Annotated in this window: 15 protein-coding genes, 1 pseudogene and 1 other annotated feature; of the genes and pseudogenes, 3 read left to right on the forward strand and 13 right to left on the reverse strand. The window is 36.4% G+C overall.

Annotation, left to right across the window (positions count from 1 at the left end; all coding sequences use genetic code 11):
* Positions 1 to 114 precede the first annotated feature (114 nt).
* From HUW50_RS24900 to uraD, 7 genes are all read right to left on the reverse strand, one after another.
* Positions 115 to 1,818, reverse strand: a complete 1,704-nt coding sequence (locus HUW50_RS24900; protein ID WP_066327324.1) for a 2-isopropylmalate synthase — start codon at positions 1,816 to 1,818, stop codon at positions 115 to 117.
* An 82-nt stretch (positions 1,819 to 1,900) separates the two neighbouring features.
* Positions 1,901 to 2,157: a binding site (T-box leader), on the reverse strand.
* A gap of 106 nt (positions 2,158 to 2,263) precedes the next feature.
* The gene (locus HUW50_RS24905; RefSeq protein WP_185653454.1) at positions 2,264 to 3,046 is read right to left on the reverse strand and encodes an ABC transporter permease; all 783 of its coding nucleotides are present in this window, start codon (positions 3,044 to 3,046) and stop codon (positions 2,264 to 2,266) included.
* 6 nt (positions 3,047 to 3,052) lie between these two features.
* Positions 3,053 to 3,856 (reverse strand): ABC transporter permease, encoded by an 804-nt coding sequence (locus tag HUW50_RS24910; RefSeq protein WP_066327328.1) that lies wholly within the window; start codon positions 3,854 to 3,856, stop codon positions 3,053 to 3,055.
* Positions 3,853 to 4,830, reverse strand: coding sequence for an ABC transporter ATP-binding protein (locus HUW50_RS24915; protein ID WP_066327333.1), 978 nt, complete (start codon positions 4,828 to 4,830; stop codon positions 3,853 to 3,855). Before HUW50_RS24915 ends, HUW50_RS24910 begins: the two co-directional genes overlap by 4 nt.
* Before the next feature lie 172 nt (positions 4,831 to 5,002).
* Complete coding sequence (locus HUW50_RS24920) at positions 5,003 to 5,311, reverse strand: sulfurtransferase (RefSeq protein ID WP_185653455.1); 309 nt, start codon at positions 5,309 to 5,311, stop codon at positions 5,003 to 5,005.
* A gap of 440 nt (positions 5,312 to 5,751) precedes the next feature.
* Complete coding sequence (locus HUW50_RS24925; protein WP_066327352.1) at positions 5,752 to 6,540, reverse strand: HAD family hydrolase; 789 nt, start codon at positions 6,538 to 6,540, stop codon at positions 5,752 to 5,754.
* A 238-nt stretch (positions 6,541 to 6,778) separates the two neighbouring features.
* A complete protein-coding gene (uraD, locus tag HUW50_RS24930) occupies positions 6,779 to 7,318 on the reverse strand; it encodes a 2-oxo-4-hydroxy-4-carboxy-5-ureidoimidazoline decarboxylase (RefSeq protein WP_083964467.1) in 540 nt (179 codons plus the stop codon).
* Positions 7,319 to 7,528: 210 nt separating this feature from the next.
* Between uraD and HUW50_RS24935 the strand changes: the two genes are divergently transcribed.
* The gene (locus HUW50_RS24935) at positions 7,529 to 9,187 is read left to right on the forward strand and encodes a PucR family transcriptional regulator (RefSeq protein WP_066327373.1); all 1,659 of its coding nucleotides are present in this window, start codon (positions 7,529 to 7,531) and stop codon (positions 9,185 to 9,187) included.
* Between the two features lie 11 nt (positions 9,188 to 9,198).
* On the opposite strand, the gene HUW50_RS24940 is transcribed toward HUW50_RS24935, so the two are convergent.
* The 6 genes from HUW50_RS24940 to HUW50_RS24965 all read right to left on the reverse strand — a co-directional run bounded on the left by HUW50_RS24940 (position 9,199) and on the right by HUW50_RS24965 (position 16,048).
* Positions 9,199 to 9,738 carry a (2Fe-2S)-binding protein gene (locus HUW50_RS24940; protein ID WP_185653456.1) on the reverse strand — a complete coding sequence of 180 codons (540 nt, stop codon included), beginning with the start codon at positions 9,736 to 9,738 and terminating at the stop codon, positions 9,199 to 9,201.
* Positions 9,735 to 12,023: a xanthine dehydrogenase subunit D gene (gene pucD, locus HUW50_RS24945; protein ID WP_260445603.1), complete on the reverse strand. Its 2,289-nt coding sequence runs from the start codon at positions 12,021 to 12,023 to the stop codon at positions 9,735 to 9,737. Before pucD ends, HUW50_RS24940 begins: the two co-directional genes overlap by 4 nt.
* 5 nt (positions 12,024 to 12,028) lie before the next feature.
* On the reverse strand, positions 12,029 to 12,925 hold the full coding sequence (locus HUW50_RS24950; RefSeq protein WP_185653458.1) for an FAD binding domain-containing protein: 897 nt from the start codon (positions 12,923 to 12,925) through the stop codon (positions 12,029 to 12,031).
* Between the two features lie 99 nt (positions 12,926 to 13,024).
* Complete coding sequence (locus tag HUW50_RS24955; RefSeq protein WP_066327387.1) at positions 13,025 to 13,651, reverse strand: nucleotidyltransferase family protein; 627 nt, start codon at positions 13,649 to 13,651, stop codon at positions 13,025 to 13,027.
* Positions 13,648 to 14,661 carry an XdhC family protein gene (locus HUW50_RS24960; protein ID WP_066327391.1) on the reverse strand — a complete coding sequence of 338 codons (1,014 nt, stop codon included), beginning with the start codon at positions 14,659 to 14,661 and terminating at the stop codon, positions 13,648 to 13,650. The genes HUW50_RS24955 and HUW50_RS24960 overlap by 4 nt, the downstream gene beginning before the upstream one ends.
* Positions 14,662 to 14,701: 40 nt before the next feature.
* Positions 14,702 to 16,048: a 5'-deoxyadenosine deaminase gene (locus HUW50_RS24965; RefSeq protein ID WP_066327394.1), complete on the reverse strand. Its 1,347-nt coding sequence runs from the start codon at positions 16,046 to 16,048 to the stop codon at positions 14,702 to 14,704.
* Positions 16,049 to 16,571: 523 nt separating this feature from the next.
* Between HUW50_RS24965 and HUW50_RS24970 the strand changes: the two are divergent.
* Positions 16,572 to 16,750: pseudogene (locus HUW50_RS24970) on the forward strand (LysR family transcriptional regulator); the annotation flags it as partial.
* Between the two features lie 183 nt (positions 16,751 to 16,933).
* Positions 16,934 to 18,697, forward strand: coding sequence for a Rieske (2Fe-2S) protein (locus HUW50_RS24975; RefSeq protein WP_185653459.1), 1,764 nt, complete (start codon positions 16,934 to 16,936; stop codon positions 18,695 to 18,697).
* The last annotated feature ends 385 nt before the right edge of the window (positions 18,698 to 19,082 follow it).

A 19,082-nucleotide genomic window follows, 5' to 3' on the forward strand; every position in this document is an offset into this window, starting at 1 on the left:
CTCAAGACAAAGCGTCAGACCCTTATCATAATATATAGCCTCAAAGTTGAGTTAAAAGTCACTATATACTAGTTACGTTGGGTGAGACTCTTTTCTAGCCAACCTCTTTTTTACTTATTTGTTTGTCAAAGAAAAATCCATTCCAATTGGAAGTTTTACACTCTCAGTCATTTTATTAACAGCACTAAACAGAGCTTTTACAGAAGAGGTCATAATATCCATATCAACCCCACAGCCCCAATAAACAGTACCGTCTAGAGCTGTTATCCCTACGTAAGAAACGGCGTTTGATCCCGAGCCTATTTCTTGAGCATGCTCCTTATAGACTAAATCAGTATATTTAATACCAAGTTTGGTTTGTAGTGCGTTACTGATTGCATCTAATCTTCCGTTCCCTTCGCCAGCAACTTCCTGAAGCTCATCATTTATTTTGATCGCTACGATGGTTTGGTAATCATCATGCTTAGTAAACTGGTAATTGACAAACTCGACAGGTGCTTTGATATTGACATATTCCTTTTGGAAAATGTCATAAATTTCATTAGGCAAAAGCTCTTTTTGCTGATGATCTGATACATTTTTAACAATGTACCCAAAGTTTTCACGCATTTTAGCTGGTAAATCAAGGCCATATTGCTGTTCAAGAAGATAACCGATTCCACCTTTACCAGATTGGCTATTAATCCGGATAACATCTCCTTCATACTCTCTTCCAATATCATTTGGATCAATTAACAAATAAGGAACCGTCCAATGCTCGCATTCGTTTTCCTCACGCCACTTCATTCCTTTAGCTATTGCATCTTGATGTGAGCCTGAAAATGCAGCAAATACAAGTTTACCACCGTATGGCTGTCTTTCATAAACCTTCATCTTAGTCATACGTTCATACACAGCAATGATTTCTTGAATATTTTCGAAATTTAATTCCGGATTCACTCCATGGGAGAACATATTTAGAGCAAGAGTAACAATGTCTACATTCCCTGTTCTTTCGCCATTACCAAATAATGTTCCCTCGATTCTTTGTCCACCGGCTAGCATTCCTAATTCCGCATCCGCAATACCGCTTCCTCTATCATTATGTGGGTGAAGTGATAAGATAACATTTTCTCTATAATTCATATGATCACTCATGTATTCAATCTGGCTTGCATAAACGTGAGGCATCGACATTGAAACAGTAGCTGGCAAATTGATAATTACTTTATTCTCAGCGGTCGGCTGCCATACATTAAGAACCCGATTGCATATCTCAAGCGCAAAATCCACCTCTGTACCTGTAAAGCTTTCAGGTGAATATTGGAACTTAAAGTTCCCTTCGGTTTCAGCAGCATATTTCTGAAGAAGTTTTGCACCAGTAACAGCAATGTCGATAATTTCTTCTTTAGATTTTTTGAATACTTGTTGACGCTGAGACACAGACGTTGAATTGTATAAGTGTACAACTGCTTGCTTTGCACCTTGAAGTGATTCAAACGTTTTCTTGATAATATGTTCTCTTGATTGAGTCAAAACTTGAATCGTCACATCATCCGGGATCAAATCCTCTTCAATCAACGTTCGTAAAAAAGCATATTCCGTTTCAGATGCAGCTGGGAAGCCAACTTCAATTTCCTTGAAACCTATTTTTACAAGCAATTGAAAAAATTCTAACTTCTCCTTTAAAGTCATTGGCACAACCAAAGCCTGATTTCCATCCCTAAGATCTACACTACACCACATTGGAGCCTCAGTTATATACTCCTTTTGAGCCCATTTCATGCTTGGCTCTGGGGGCATAAAGTAACCTCTTGCATACTTTTTATAATTTTCCATTTTTTAAGTCCACCCTTCCATTTATCATACATATTTTTATTTAGATACATTAGAACGCAAAAAAGTCTTTCATCTCTAAATTAAAAGAGACGAAAGACTGTTAAAATCTCACGCGGTACCACTCTAATTCATACCAAATTGGTATGCACTCAGACAGACACGGGTTTTATAAAACCTATATCCTCCTACTGTAACGGTTAGGCTCCGTCTCCACCTACTCTTAAAAATTTCAGCGAGCTACTTCAAGGCGAGTTCGGATTTTGTCTACGACTGTTTTGCACCAACCAACAGCTCTCTGTACGCTTATAAAACCCTACTATTCCTCTTCAATGTATTTAATATTTAGAATATTATATCAAAGGAAATTCAGGTTATCAAGGTTATTTCATTAAAAAATAGGCGAACAACTTAAGTATTTAATATCACGGTATAACCCTCTAATGAATCACGACCCAGTCGACAGATAATGTCTAACTCCAAATTGCCATATGAGTAAACAAGGAAAGATAAAAATGATCCCAACAAGAGGAGACATCATATATAGAAGTGTGTTCCCGTGATTTTTATCGAGAATATACAGCAACGGCAAGTAATTTACACACCCAAATGGAATTATAAATGTAAAGAATTTAGATACCCATTTATGATAGATATTTAATGGATATTGAGCCATCTCTCTTCCACCATCAGTAAATATATTTACCACTTCTAAACCTTGGATTGTCCAAAAGCACATTGTAGCAGCAAGTATGAAAATTCCAGTAAAAATAAATACACCGCTGACAATCATAAGTAAGAGGGTAATAACTTTGAAATAGTCCCATTCGATGGAAAGATTACTAATTGCCCACCCCAAAACGAATAAGCTTTGTAGTAGCCTTCCAAATCTCGTAAACTCAAATTTTGATCCTAACACTTGAATGAAGGTGCTTCTTGGACGGACAAGAAGTCGATCAAACTCACCCTCCTTTACAAGACTAGAGAATGAGTCAAACCCTCGAGCAAAACATTCACTTATAGCAAATGCCATATGAATAACCCCAAAACATAGTGCAACTTCAAAAAAACTCCAGCCTTTAATTTGCCCGAAGCGTTCAAATAGAAAATATAAACCTGCAAAGACAGTGAATGGAATAAAGAATTGTCCGATCGATAAGAGCCAAAAAGATGTACGATATTCCATTTGTGATTTAAATAAAATTCTAAGATATTTGAAATAAATACTCAAAATGAATCATCCTCCTTGTACAACCACTCTTTGTAAAGCTTTGTCAAAAGCATATCTTCCCAATAAAATAAGAACACTAAGCCAGCCAAGCTGAATGAATATCCCTATAAGTGCCTCATCCTGTGGAATGTGTCCTGAATAGACCCTGAAAGGAAAATCTGCTGTCAAGCGAAATGGAAGCAAGTAGGCAATGTTTTGCAGCCATGATGGCATAAGTGGGATAGGAATAGTTAAACCAGCAAAAAATTCCCCTATGATCCCAAAAACTAACAATGAGCCAACTGGAGACATCGTCACAAAGACAGAAATATAAATAAACATAGATATTGAGACTAATAGGAGTAAACCTAGAATCATTGCTGAAAGAAATAACATGAAGGTTGTTATGCTAGGTGGTAGTGTCATTTTGTATGGTTGCGGTAAAAAGAAAGCTACAATTAGAATGGGAAAGCTTCGAAGTAATGCACTCGACAAGCGCTGTGCTAAAAGTTTTGCATACCAAAACCCATAGATACCGCATGGTCTACAAAGTTCATACGCGATATTTCCACTCGTAATTAAATCAAATAATTCATTATCACGAAACCAAAGCATGATAAAAGCAAGAAAGGCCTGTTGCAGCCAAATATAAGTAATTAATTCTGTAAAAGAAATAGGTGGTGTATGTAAGTAATTCTGGTAGAATGCTTCAAAAATCATAATATACATGAATCCCCAAAAAAATTGTGTCACCACCCCTGCCAAAGCAGCTGCCCTATACTGCATGCCAGTTAGTAGCCGTAGCTTCAATACGGAAAAATATGCATTCATATTTCATACTCCTTATATAATTGTACAATAATGTCTTCAATTGGTTGTGCTTCTATAGAGACATCAAGTAATTCAACCTTGCTTGATAATTGGGAAACTACTTCTGATATCATGACCTTCTCCGTATCTACACTTATAATAGCCCGTTCAGGTGACCAAGAAAGCAAAGAAGTTCCATGAATTTCAAATGAATTAACCGTTTCACGATAATCTGCAGTAATTGTCTTAAGTGTCCCAAATCGACTCCTGAGTTCATTCAATTTACCGTCATACAATAAGCTCCCCTTTCCGATTAAGATGACTCTGTCAGCTAAAGCTTCGATATCATTCATATCATGTGTGGTAAGAATGACAGTAACTCCTTTTTCTTTATTAATTGTTTTAATAAACTGGCGAACGGCAATTTTTGAAACGGCATCAAGTCCAATAGTTGGTTCATCCAAAAATAATATTTTCGGACTATGTAGAAGTGAGGCAGCGATTTCACAACGCATCCGTTGCCCTAAGCTTAATTGTCTTACTGGGGAATTGATGAGACTTTGCAGATCGAGTGTTTCTACAAGTAGATTAATATTATCTTTATATTCTTTTTGAGGAATTTTGTAAATATCGCGAAGAAGCTCAAATGAGTCCATTACTGGTACATCCCACCACAGTTGAGAGCGTTGTCCAAAAACCACTCCGATATTTTGAACATATGAAACTCTGTCCTTCCAAGGAGTGTACCCCATAATGCTGCAGGTTCCTCGGTCAGGAACCAAAATACCGCTCATTAACTTTATCGTTGTAGATTTACCTGCACCATTTGGACCGATATAGCCTACAATTTCCCCCGGTTCAATAGAAAAAGAGATATCTTTTAACGCTTCAACAATAAAATGTTCCCTATAAAACAGCGCTTTCACAGACTGCCTCAAACCAGTAGTTCGCTTGGCAACTTTGAAGGATTTACTTAAGCCTTCTATAGTAATCAATCGTTTTTCCTCCTAACATTTTGAATGGAAGAAAAAATATATCATCATAAATCATGAATGTCAATAAAATTTTCTGATTTTTCAAGCATCAATAACTTGGATGTGCTTTACAAATAAAAAAAGCAGTGACATTTCAAATGAAAAATCCACTACTTTAATAGTTCCTATACATTTACATTACCATATCTCTAGTATTATTATGACAAGCACACTCAGCTAAACTGTAACCTGTTACTTGGAAGCCATGCTTTTGTAAAAATCGAATTCCGATATTTTTTTCGAGTTTATTAGAAGCGATGACATAGACATGTTTCCTTGGAATTTCATGATAAAATCTTTTTAAATAAGGTATGGGAATGACAATTGCTTGAAAGGCTTGATTCTCTGATAAATTGTTATAATCTCTAAAATCAACTACAACATGATGATCATCAAGTTGAGATCGATTTACGTCAATACATGGAACGCTTTTTATTGCCATATAACTTTTATAATAAAAATAACCTAAAATCAAAACAGTAATAAGTCCAATCAATAGATAAATAATGATTATTCCCTCCTTTGTTTATATTTCTCTAGCTCTATCTGCAATTATTAAAAAAATAAGATAGCCATATAGGCATATTGTTAATGCGCTATAAAATCTCACTTACTAATATATAGTGAGTCAAGGTCTTTATTCAAGTAAAAAGATTCGCGCTTTACATTTTTTTGATTAGTTTTTTAACTGAAGCATAGATCCCTATTCATAATAGACTATTTGCTTTTTTGAAACAGCCTAATACCAGTAGTGGTATTAGGCTGTTTTATTTTTGTTTAGGAAATACTAAGGATAAGCGCTTTGACATCAGGCTCCAGCGTCTAGTGAACTTCACAGTCCTCCAGTTCATACGTCGCTTATCAAGGCCATCCGCTTTGTTATTACTTGTTTAACTTGTCTAAAATAGGATAAAGTTCTTCAAGATGTGTAATTTCAAAAGTAGGGATAACTTCATTACGTTCTTTATCATGACGATTGATCCAAACAGATTTGATTCCAGCTCGAGAAGCGCCAAGGATATCTGTCATTAAATTATCACCAACCATGATTGCTTCATCTTTCGTTAAATTCATTTTTTCTAAGGCATGTTCAAATATAGAAGCATCTGGTTTTCCTCTTCCAAATGCACCAGAGATAATGATTTGTTCAAAATATGGAACAAGCTCAGGTGTAATATCTAATTTTGTATTTTGAAGATCTGGTGATCCATTTGTTAATAATAAAAGACGGTATGTATCCTTTAGCTCGTCCAATACCTTAAACGACTCGTCATATACAAATGGCTTTTGACGTCTTTGCGCAGGAAACTCTTCAGCTAGTTTGGCACCAAACTCTTGATCATCGATTCCGCAAGCCTTTAGCCCTCTTGTCCATGCTTCTTTACGATATGCGGGAACGATTTCTGACATCTTTTTAAAATTCTCTTCATCATCTAAAAAGTTTCCCCACAGTCCTTCAAATGGATTAATCCCGATCATTTGTGTAAATTCATACGTTTCATATGAAGAATATAGCTCTCTCGCTTCATTTCGTACAGCTTCTTCCAATTGATCTGGATCGACTCCGAATTTTTCATGAGCGATCTGACACGTAGCGATAAATGCTTCTTTTACACTTTTTTGATCCCATAATAATGTATCATCTAAATCAAAGAAGATTGCTTTAATCATATTTATTCCCCCAGTTCTGTAAACTACTATATGCAAAAACTCATACTATTCAAACAATAGATTACAGAGATTTTTTCAATATGTAAATAGGATAGAGAAAATCAATTTACGAAAACAGAAAATAATTGACTAGGTACTTTATTTAAATAAAAAAACCGTTTAGCGTGTAAACGGTTTTAACAAACTAGGAGGATTATTCAAATGTGATTGTGGTTATTTTTTTATAATATACATCTCCTTACCGTAATACATTGTTCGATTTTCCATGATTATAGCTCCCTTCGTTTGTAACAATATCTCTTAATCTAAACCATGATATTTTATAAATTTCCTCCATAGCTGTTTCAAATTCTTGTTCTTCTTTATTTTTAACTCTCCTCTTCATTGTGTCATAAATAGAATCTTTATTATGACCACGTACTGCTAAAACAAAAGGGAAACCAAATTTCTTAATGTATTTGTTGTTAAGCGCCAGAAAACGCTTATATTCATTTGGGGAAAGCTGATCTAAACCTGCTTGTTGTTGTTCAAATTTTGAAGAAGTGGACAATTTTATTTTTGTACCTAAATCAGGATGTGCTAGAATTAAAGCGAACTTTTCTTCCTTTGAAGATTTCTCAACAAGCTTTACCATTGAACGATGAAGAAATTGTATCGAAGGAAAAGGTCGTAACTCCCATACTTTGTCAGCAATCCAAGGAGTATCCTCGAATATCCAGCCAAGAAGTGCTACAAACTCACTCTGTGAAAATTCGTTCACATCCTTAATTGTAATCAAATAATCACTCCATCCCAAATTTAATGTTATTAATTGTTACATATTATGTTATATTATTTACATAATAATCATTTCCTCTTCATATTTCATTAGTTATTATCACTAGTTTTAGAAATTTTTCTTAGCCAAATTAACCAACAAGCATAAGAAATGGTTTTATCGATTATTTTTATGTTACTTTTCCTAACATTACAATGAGGTGGGAACTTGATGAAAATTAGTGAATTATTAAAAATTCCGATTCTTTCCAATGCAAAAATTGCTGCAGGCAAAAACGGTGTAGGTCGAAGTGTGCAATCAGTCAACATGATGGATGCCCCTGATATTATTCAATTTTTAAAGCCCAATGAATTATTAGTGACCACAGCATATTTTATTCGAGACAACCCTACAGAAATGGTCAAACTCGTTAGATTTATGGCAAAAAATAATTGCTCAGGACTCGGAATAAAAACTAGACGCTTTTTACATTCCATCCCCTCTGAAGTTATTAAAATAGCAAATGAAGAGAACCTTCCCTTAATTGAACTTCCTCTTGAACATTCATTAGGAGAAATTGTTAATGAGTCATTAAGTTACATTCTAGCAAGACGAACAAAGGAGCTACAATTCGCAATAAATACGCAAAGAGAATTTACCAAGCTTGTACATAAGGGAGAAAAATTATCAAAAATAATTGATCGTCTTTCCACGATTCTCGATAAACCGATTTTGCTTATTGATCATTTAAATCGTGTAATAGTTGAAACACACCACTTTCGTAGCACCGAAATGAAAAAACTCAGAAAAAATATTGTAAAAGACATCGATGCTAATCATTCGTCAATTAAACAGCAACCACTTTACCTTTCTGTTTACAAACCATCTTCCCTAAAGGGCAAATTCGTTCATTTTTTTCCGATCGATACCTATTTTAAGAAAAGTTATTTACTAATTATTGGTTTTGATTATCCCGTTGACGGATACACTCTCTTATCAGTGGAGCAAGTAACGAATGTTATTTCCTTCGAGCTCCTGAAACAACATGCATTATCGGAGAAAAATCTACATATTAAAAATAATTTTTTTACAGCATTATTAGATGGTGACTTACCTGAAAGTGAGGTTTTGAAACGAGGGGGAAAATACGGACTAAAAAAGGATCAATCTTACAATGTAATTGCCTGTAAAATTGATGAAAATAACGAAAAGATAACACAATCTCTTTCTTTTTATAACTCATTTCAAGTGGAAGGTTTTAAATACACGATTTATGAGCATTTAAAATCAATGTTTTCAAAAACAGGAATGGAGTTTTGTATTTTTATAAAGAATGATATTTTTGTTCTATTACTAGATCGAGAGAATATGAAATCTGAACAGCAATTAACTGAGTTTATTCAATCCGTTCAAAAGAAACTGCATGAGCAATTAAACGTGTCTATTTCTTTTGGTGTAAGTACTCACTGTAAGGATATACGGAATATTCACAGGGGCTATCGACATGCTGTGGAAGCATTGGAGGCAGGGTATCAACTTAGAAAGAGTCATTTTATTCAAACATATCGCACCAAGGATATCACTGAATTACTCCAAATGATCCCACTTGCTAATGTAACAGAGTTTTATGAGAGCACCCTTAAAGAACTTGCCTATACAACCAATAAAGATTTACTAAGTTTAGTACAAACCATTTCTGTTTTTATTGAAAATCATTGCCAAATCGCCGAAACAGCTAAACGGTTATACGTTCATCGAAATACAGTTGTTTATCGGCTAGAAAAATGCGAAGAATTATTAAACATCTCCTTAAAAGATTCTGATGAAACACTAAGACTTCGGATTGCTTTGTTAATCCGTTCGTTTCTTCTGGAAAAGGTAAAACCTTAGGTGGACCTTTTTCACTCTAAGGTTTTATTGTCAAAAATAGCCGAAGATTCATTTTTATAACGCTGAACCGCCCGAAGAATTCCATTGTACCCCGTACATCTACAAAGATTACCACATAAATAGTCGAGCACTTCTTCTTCTGTTGGCTGATTATTTTTGTCTAACAATGATTTTAGGGCAATAACCATACCCGGAGTACAATACCCACATTGAAGGGCACCTTCCTCCAAAAATGCTTGTTGGATCGGGTGGAGATTCTCTTGTGAAACCTGTTCGATTGTTTCGATTACCATACCATTGGCTTGATAAGCCATAACTAAACAAGAATTAACCACATTTCCGTTCATTAAAACGGAACACGAACCACACCTACCTATTTCACATGATATTTTTGTTCCGGTTAATTCTAAATCTTTACGTAAAAGGTCAACTAATCGATAGGTAGGGGGTATAATAAGACTGTACAATCGACCATTAATTGTTATGTTTAATGCAATCTTATTTTCTAGTATTCTATCATTTGTACTATTTTCAAACCTATCAATTTTCATTCAGATACCCCCTGTTTATAAAACGAAAATGAAGTCGTCTGAAGAGCATTCAATATTTCTTCAGAAGAAACAGGTAGCTTCTTGACCCATAATCCGCACGCATCATGAATTGCTGCGGTAATTGCTGGAGCAACAGCAACAGTGCCAATTTCACCAACACCTCTAGGTCCGAACACATCGTTTTCAATTAAGGATTCATCAACATAAACATTAGTCGAAAGAGGGATGTCCCTTATCGTTGGAATAATGTACGAATCAAAATTCTCAGTATGATAACGAGCGTTTTCCATTAGCGAATCTTCAAATAGAGTAAAACCTAGTCCCATAATGGCCCCACCCTCAATTTGTCCTAAATAGCCTAGTGGATTGACGACAGGACCTGCTGCAACAGCATGATCAAGCTTTGTCACCTTAATTTGACCTGTTAATTGATTCACTTCAACCTCAACTGCAACGGCTGCATACGTGTGTAGATAATGCCCGCCAATAACCGCATCAGGAGTTGTCGGAAAATGAAATTGCGTTGAACAAACAGGAAGCTCTGTTTTCAATCTGTTTGCAAGTTCTTTATAGGTGATCACACTCTTATCCTTTTCACCTTTCTCCCAAACGCCATTTTCTCCGAGCGTCAGAGTCTCCACTGCAACACCAGAAATACGTGATGCAGCATTTAGTAGCTTGTTTTTCCAAGGTCCTTTTAATTTGTTGATTCCTTGCCATATCATGTTTGTTGAACGAGAGGCAGTCGAGGAGCCTGAGGCAGGAACTATCCCAGTATCCCCAATAACGATTTTCACATCTTCTTTCGCACAACCGAGCATATCTGTCAGCAATATTTCAACTGTTGCTAGTAACCCTTGTCCAAACTCTTCAAAACCAAACGCTATTTCAATCTTCCCCTCTTCCGTTAGAGAAAGGCGGGCACCAGATGGATCTGGCCTTCCAAAGCCAAGCCCACCACCATGCATGGTGATAGCAGCACCTTTTCCCCTTAACCTCCACTTATCTTTTGGTTTTAGAGGAGTTGTTAATATTGGTGAGGACTTAATCATCTCCAGAACATTTTTCGCTCCATCATTCGCAACAATCCGTTGACCAAGTGGCCCTAAGTCATCTGCCTCTCTAATATTCATCTCTCGTAATTTTAAAGGATCAATATTTAGTATTTCTGCAAGTCTATCAATTTGTGATTCTAAAGCAAAGGTTACTTGATTACCACCAAAACCCCTAAACTCACCTGAAACCCCATTATTCGTAAATACTGAAATCCCTTCGATATCAACATTTTGAATTCTATACGGACCAGTCGAATGCTCTACTGCAAAATCCAATACAGCTGGTCCTAATGTGGCATATGCCCCTGTATCAGCAGTGATTCTAACAAAATGACCAACTAACAAACCATTTTCTTTTGCACCTGTAATCATTTTTATTTTCATAGGGTGACGTTTTATTCCTGCTTTGACAGATTCAATTCGCTTGTTATGGAGTTTCACTGGTCTATTCGACTTTATCGCAAGCAATGCCGCATATGGTTGGATATTCAACTCATCCTTCCCACCGAATGAACCTCCGATTGGACTTGAAATAACACGAATATCACTTTCAGGCATTGCCAAAATTCTAGCCAACTGCATACGATCCTTGAATCCGTGCTGTGTCGCAGCATATACTGTGATTTTACCATCCGCTTCTGGAACAACGACACCACCCTCAGTTTCCATATACGCATGCATTTGTCTCGGTGTTTCATATGTTTCCTCTACAATAAATGGGCACTCATCAATTGCACTCATGACATCATCGCTACTTTTATAGCCTGCACGATGAAGGATATTCCCTCCAGGATGTAATTTAACCGCAGAATCAATTAAAGCCGTTTCAGGATCATCAATCACTTCAAGTATTTCATACTCAACCTCAATCAACTCGATCGCCTTATCAGCAATTTCTTCACTTTCAGCCGCTACAGCAGCCACTGCATCCCCCACATACCGCACAACATCTTCACATAAAACCGGCTGATCCGGGAATATCAAACCAAATCGATTCATACCAACTACATCCTTATGAGTAACGACAGCAAAAACACCTTCTAATTGTTCTGCTTTCGATGTTGAAATCGACAAAATTTTAGCATGAGGATAAGAACTCCGTAACACTTTCCCATAGAGCATACCTGGAAAAGAATAATCAGTTAAATATTTAAGAGATCCTGTTACCTTATCATATCCATCAGGACGGATTTTCCATTTTTCTTGAAAATTATCTCTTATCAATTTCACATATCTCATCCTTCCTTATCACAAAAAATGTTCATTAATTCAGCAACAAGTAGATTTGCTGCTACGTGCTTGCGATATGTCTCAGTTATAAAAGGATCAGAGTAGGAATTGATTTCATCAACAATTTCTAGGTAAAGAGATCTTAGTAAATTTTCATCAAAATCGTTTGTTTCCAATATTTTTTCAACTACTATTAGTCGACATGGATCATTGTTACCTCCACCGACAGCGATTCCAATATACTCCAATCGCTTAGCACTTATTCGCCTCCATTGCGCACAAATTGTTACCAAAGCTGGTGTAAATGCTTCTCTTCTCCCCACTTTCTTAAAAAAGGCTTGTTCTCCCTTCTTTTGACAAGGAATACGAATTAATAGCAATAGATAGTTAAGTTGTGGTGTATCCTTTAGTAAGCTAAGCAATCCCCATAATTTTATAACCTTTGTCTCGTCTTGAATTCTTATAGTCAATTCAGCATCTAAAACAAGCAGAGCAGGAATGGAATCACCGATACCACTCGCAATATTCCCACCAAGTGTTGCCCGATTTCGGACAGCAGGCGCTGCAATCTTTTTACATGCCTCAACAAGTAATTGAGCATGTTCATTGATAATTGGGTTTTCTATACATTCAGAAATTGTCGTTAGTGCACCTATTTCTACGAATGAAGAATCCCCTCGCTCAATATACTCTACCCCTTTTAACTCAGTAATTGGTTCTAAGTTTATTAATGTCGTTGAAAGCGGTTGGCCAAATTCCCAATTAAGCTGGATAAGTGTTCCTCCTGCGATAAAAACACCACCTAATTCTCTCAACCTCATAGCATCCTGAATGAGACGTGGATGTTCAACTAAAATATCTGATTTCTTTATGTCAGCCATCTCATTTTTCACCGTGATCACCTATCCCTCCTGAAATGTCCTTAAGTGAATGACTAAAAAATCGTCTAAAGCATAATTAGGGATAAGTAGAAGTAAGGAGAACTTCTAGCTATGAGTAGCTTAAGAAATTTTATTAGAGTTTCTTAAAGAGAAAGACCTTGCAAATTCATAATCCTCTACTGTATCTATATCGAATAGCTGATCTGAATTTACCTGAATGCTCGTTCCTGTTAAAGTACCATTCTTCAACAAACTACGCGCTCCTTCATCACCACGAATTGTCATGATCTTAGCAAGTGCTTTAAGATTAAATATTATCGGTGGCTTCAATACCCCACCAACAGCAGATGCAACATAATCGTGTTCATTTCTCGCTTCATTGATTAATCGATTAATCAATCCAGATGTTACAAATGGTTGATCTGCAAGAAAGACAACAATAGACTCTGCACCTAATTGTAAAGCACGCCTTATACCCGCCTTAAGTGAAAAAGATTGACCTAAATGCGCTTGTAAACTTACGATATTTTCCCATTTATTTGGATAAGCGTGGAGATCATCTGCAGAATTAAGCCATACTGCATTAAAATCATTTGTCACAACTAAAAAATGATCAATATTTGATTGCATAATCTCTTTCAACGCAATTGTACCGAGAGGTTTTACTGATAATGGTAAAGATAATTTACATTTTCCCATTCGCTTACTACTACCTGCAGCAAGATAAATCCCAATGATGTTCTTCATAAAGCAACCGCCAACCTCCTTGCTTTATTTTGAATGAGCTCAGCCATAATACTTATCGCTATCTCTTGAGGCCCTTCTGCTCCGATTGCTAAACCAACAGGAAAATGAATCCACTCAGGAATTCTTATACCCTTTAAAAGTTTTTCCGCACGAACCTTTGAGCCTAAAATTCCTAAATATGCAATTTTCTTTCCAAGCAATAATTGGATAAGTTGATGATCTTTTTCATAATTATGGGTCATCAAAACAATTGAATCAGAAGTAGAAAAGGAAATGGATTGAGCAAATTCAGAAGGTGAAGCAATGTACGTTTTATAAACAAATGGAAAATAAATTTCGTTACAAAAGGCGGGTCGCCAATCAACAACAATCACTTGAAAACCTGTAAGATGTGCTAGTTGCGCGAGAGGAATCACATCCACTCCAGCTCCATATATAAAAAGCCTTGGTCTTGCCATAATCTTCTGTATATAATACAAATTTTGATCTCTTTGCAGCAATTGAGTACTTTCATCCGGAGGAAAGGTTGGCCATTGACCATGCCATTGACCAAAAAATCCCCCCTCTGCCGTAAAAAAAAGGTAATCCATTACTTTGCCCTGCATCGAGATTCTTTTTGCATATGTTACATCAACACCACGGTTAACAAGTTCCCTTACTTTCTTTAAATCTTCTTTAAGAAGCGATGTAACCGGCTCTACCAAAACCTTTATTATCCCATTACAGCCAGCACCCTGTCCCCATGACAAGTCATCTTCATCCGTGAGGTCATATGTAACAATTGTTGAGTTCGGATTCGGATCATATAAGAAATCATTTACTCGTGCAAATAGGTCTTGCTCAAGACACCCTCCACTTAAAAGCCCTACTTGCTTACCATTCTCTTGAAACAACATCAACGCTCCAGCCCTTTGATATGCTGAGCCTTGAACATCAATAATTGTTGCTAAAACACTTTTACAAGAAGAATCACAAACCGTATCGAGTATTTCATATATGTCCGTACGCATGTTTTACCCCCTTTTAAAAAACTCTCATTATCTATTTTTATTATCTGATCGTAAAGTTCCCCTTAGGCAATCTATTTAATAAACGTTTAATCGCTTTATTTGCTTCCTTTAAAACGACCGACTTATCAATCGTCTTTATGATTCGATTTTCCATAACCACTTTTCCATTAATTATCGTCGTTTCCACATCACCTCTTGTGGCTGAATAGACGATTCTTGAAATAGGATCGACATCTGTTGATGGGTATGTATGGAAATTATTCAAATCCAAAATAACAACATCTGCTTTTTTCCCAACCTCTAAGCTACCAATCTCTTTTTCTAATCCCATCGCTGCTGCTCCACCCATTGTCGCCATACGGAAAACCTTTTTAGCATCCATTGCTGTTGGACCATGAATTGGTTTTTGAATAAGAGCTGTTAATCGCATTTCATTAAACATATCCAAATTATTGTTACATGGAGCTCCATCTGCACCAAGACTTAAACATATACCTTTATCGTGCATATCAGGTGTTTCAGCAATACCTGAGGCAAGCTTTAAGTTTGAACCAGGACAATGACTAACCTTCACACCTTTCTCGCGAATAATCCGTTTTTCATTGTCATCCAACCATATACAATGAGCTAAAATTAACCTAGGGCTCGCTAAGCCTAGATGATCTAAATAAACGACATTTCTCATCCCACGTTCATTTTCGACAATTTCAATTTCTTTTAAATTTTCTGAAGCATGAGTATGAACCATCACTTGATATTGATTAGATAAATCCCTCACCTCAGTTAACAAATCTTCAGTACATGAAATGACAAATCTAGGTGAAAAAGCGTATTGAATACGACCATTATCGTAATTGTTCCATTTTTCCAACAAGTCAACACTTTCTTGAATCGATTCATTTGTTTTTTCTAATAGATTAACAGGAACATTGTCCCCTTGATCCATCATTACTTTCCCTGCTAGAGCTCGGATTCCACTTTCTTCAATAGCTCTAAACGCAAAATCTGTATGGCGAACCGTTTCCATATCGATGATTGATGTTGTACCACTTTGAATAAGCTCTCCAATACCTAACATTGCAGAATAGTAGATAGATTCTTCATCATGTGCAGCTTCAAGAGGCCATATTCTCTTAGATAACCAGTCTAAAAGCTCTAAATCATCACCCTGACCTCTAAATAATGTTTGACAAAGATGAATATGACTTTGAATGAATCCAGGAATAATTGTCTTACCTGTTGCATCTATGATTTTATCAGGCAATACCCCTTCAATACATTTAGAGATCTGCGCAATTCTATCATCTTCTATCAAAAGATCACCATAAACAATATCTGTCTGTTCATTCATTGTAATAATTTCTGCATTTTTTATTAGTATTTGCATTACTCTTCCCCCTTTCGACTGAATCAACACTCTCCAATATCCCCCATGTTACTTTTAATCACAACGTTTGTTAGTTATATTTATCATAATAACAATTTTCTTATTTGTCATTGTGCATAAACGATAAATCCCTTCCTGAAATTTGGATATAATCCATAAAATCTCATCATATAAACTTATGGAAACGTTAGATTTTCTTACACATTCATCCAGATGGATAGCACCTTTACTAAGTTTATTAATTTCTATAAAAAAAAGACTAAAATCAAAATGAGTCAGCCTTATTAAATGATGGAATTTACAACATTTGCAAAAACAGCCTAAATTTTATTATCTTCTAGGTTATCATGAAAGAAATCCAATTACGTGCTCATTTAAGAGCCGAAAAGATTGCTGACAAGCCTGAAACAATTATTAATAATAGTGTCAATTTGTTAAACAATTCTTGCCCTACTTTATTACCTATTTTAATACCTATGATTGTTCCTAGAATTAAAGCAGGTGAAAACGATAAGCTATATGTGCAGAAGAAATCGTTGATATGATCGATAAATTAGGTGTTGAATTTAGTTCACTGGTAGAAACAATAGGTGGTGATGTCTATATAGGTGGGGGGAAACAGACGCCATGAGACAGTTTGCACGGGTAGTAAAAGATTTACAATTACATTATCCAAGTTTGCTTGATTTTGGTATTTTAATTCCCTCTTTTTTTACCGGTTTTTCTTAACAAGTATCAGACTTTTGGGTGAGATAAGTCTCAACTTATGAAGGATTACTTCATCCCATCTTTAATATAAAATAGTAGATAACAGTTTTTGTAAGCCCTCAATTTATCCTTATTTAGAGGGTCTATTGAACTCTATTTTACGGGAGAGTGATACTTATGTCAGAATTAATTTATGCAGGTTCATTAAAGAAACTTGAAGATGTAGGTGCAAAGGTAATAAAAGGTGGAAGTCATGCAATTGCAGTATTTGTTCACGAAAAACAAGTCTATGCGGTGGATAACCGTTGTCCGCATATGGGCTTCCCCCTCCATACAGGAAGTTTATGTGATGGGATTTTAACGTGTCATTGGCACCATGCTCGTTTTGATATAAAAAGCGGTGGAACCTTAGATCCATGGGCAGATGATATTCCTACTTACCCTGTCCATATAAAGGAAGATAAGGTTTGGGTACACCCTGTTCCTTATAATAAAGTAACAATCGAAAAATTAAGGAAGCGTTTACGTGAAGGTCTTGAGCAAAATTTAAGTCTTGTCATCGCTAAATCGGTTGTCGGATTGATGGAAGCTGGTTTTCCAGCGAATGAGATTGCAAAGGTTGGTATCGACTTTGGAACGATACATCATCAAAGCGGCTGGGGCTCTGGATTGACGATTTTAACAGCCATGACAAATGTATTAACTAAATTGGATAAAACCGGTCAGATTTTAGCATTGTTCCAAGGTCTCGTTCATGTTGCACGCGAAAGTTCTGGAATGGGATCACGCTTTTTACTCGGGTCCCTCCCTGTCACAGATGAAATGAATACCCAATCTTTCGAACAATTATCAGAATGGTATCGTCATTGTGTGGAGGTTCGTGATCCGCAGGGAGCTGAACGAGTACTCTTGACGACGATTGAATTAGACTTCACGAACGAGCAGATTGCTGACATGATGATGACTGCAATCACTGATCATTTTTATGTAAATACAGGGCATACGCTCGATTTTCATAATAAAGCTTTCGAGATTCTCGAGCAGATTGGTTTTGAGCACCGGCCATATGTATTATCATCATTGTTACCTGGTCTCGGTCATGTATCCCGTAGTGAAGAATCCCATAGCTGGCAATCACCCGTTGACTTGGTCAAACCATTAATAGAAGCGTTCAAAAAATTACCTGATATTCTTGCTAATGCATCATCAATTGAGGAAACTGAAGTGGATGAAGCACCATTGGTTGAACAAATTTTATCAGATGATGCTTTAAAAACGGTAAATATGATGTTGGATGCACTTAAAAACGGAGTCTCCCCTGCCCGTTTGGCACAGCTCGTAGCTTTAGCGGCCGCGGAACGGATTTCTCGTTTCCATGTACAAAATGATTTCAGAGATTGGATTACCGTACTTCATACTTTTACTCACGCGCATGCATTACATGAATCGTTAAGGCGCTCAACCACACCTGAATTAACCCGAGCTGTTTTCCATGGAGCAATGAGTGTCTATCAAGATCGTTTTCTCAATTTACCATCTGCACGAAGACCGGAACCAAAGGATGTAGAAGCTGAACCGCAAAATCCTTCAGAATTATTGGAGATGATGAATAAACAACAACAGGTTGCAGAATCAGCACGTTGGGTAGTGAATTACCTGGCACGCGGAGGTAATATAAGTGAACTCTTCAATACACTCGGGCACGCTTTACTAAGAGAGGATGCAGAGTTTCATTCGTTTCAAATGTTTGAAGCGGCGATGGTCGAACATGAACATTGGGAAATTGAGGATTCCGAGCTTGCTAGTCATGCACAGGAAACGTTGATCATCGCAGTAACACGTTATCTAGCAGGCCATGCCCCAACTTCTAGAGAAATGCAACATATAGCACGGATTGCAATGCGCCTCCACCGCGGAGAAAAATTATTTGAAGATGAATGATTTTTTGAAAAGTGAGGGGTAAGTACAATCCCGCTTGATCCTTTTCAAGCGGAATTGTCTATTTAATACCTATAACATCCGCTTATGTTTTCCAACTAATGTAGCAGGGTCTTGAGATATACTCCTTTCATATTCATCACAAGCTGTTGCATAAAGTATTCCGTCATGTCCAATTTTAAGTCTTCCTCCATTAATTCAGGAATTACCTGAAATTACCTGGAATTATTTTTTGATCGCAAACCTGGAAAAATGAGTTAGCTGTCACATTCACACGAAAATTCTTGATAATCAGAGCACCTTCTTCTGTGATATAAGCCACTATTGCCTCCTTTGTTATTTATTCTAGCGTGCTTTTCGCGTATAGCAAATACCTTATATCTTATAT

The organism is Metabacillus sp. KUDC1714, from assembly GCF_014217835.1.
Lineage (GTDB): Bacteria > Bacillota > Bacilli > Bacillales > Bacillaceae > Metabacillus > Metabacillus rhizosphaerae.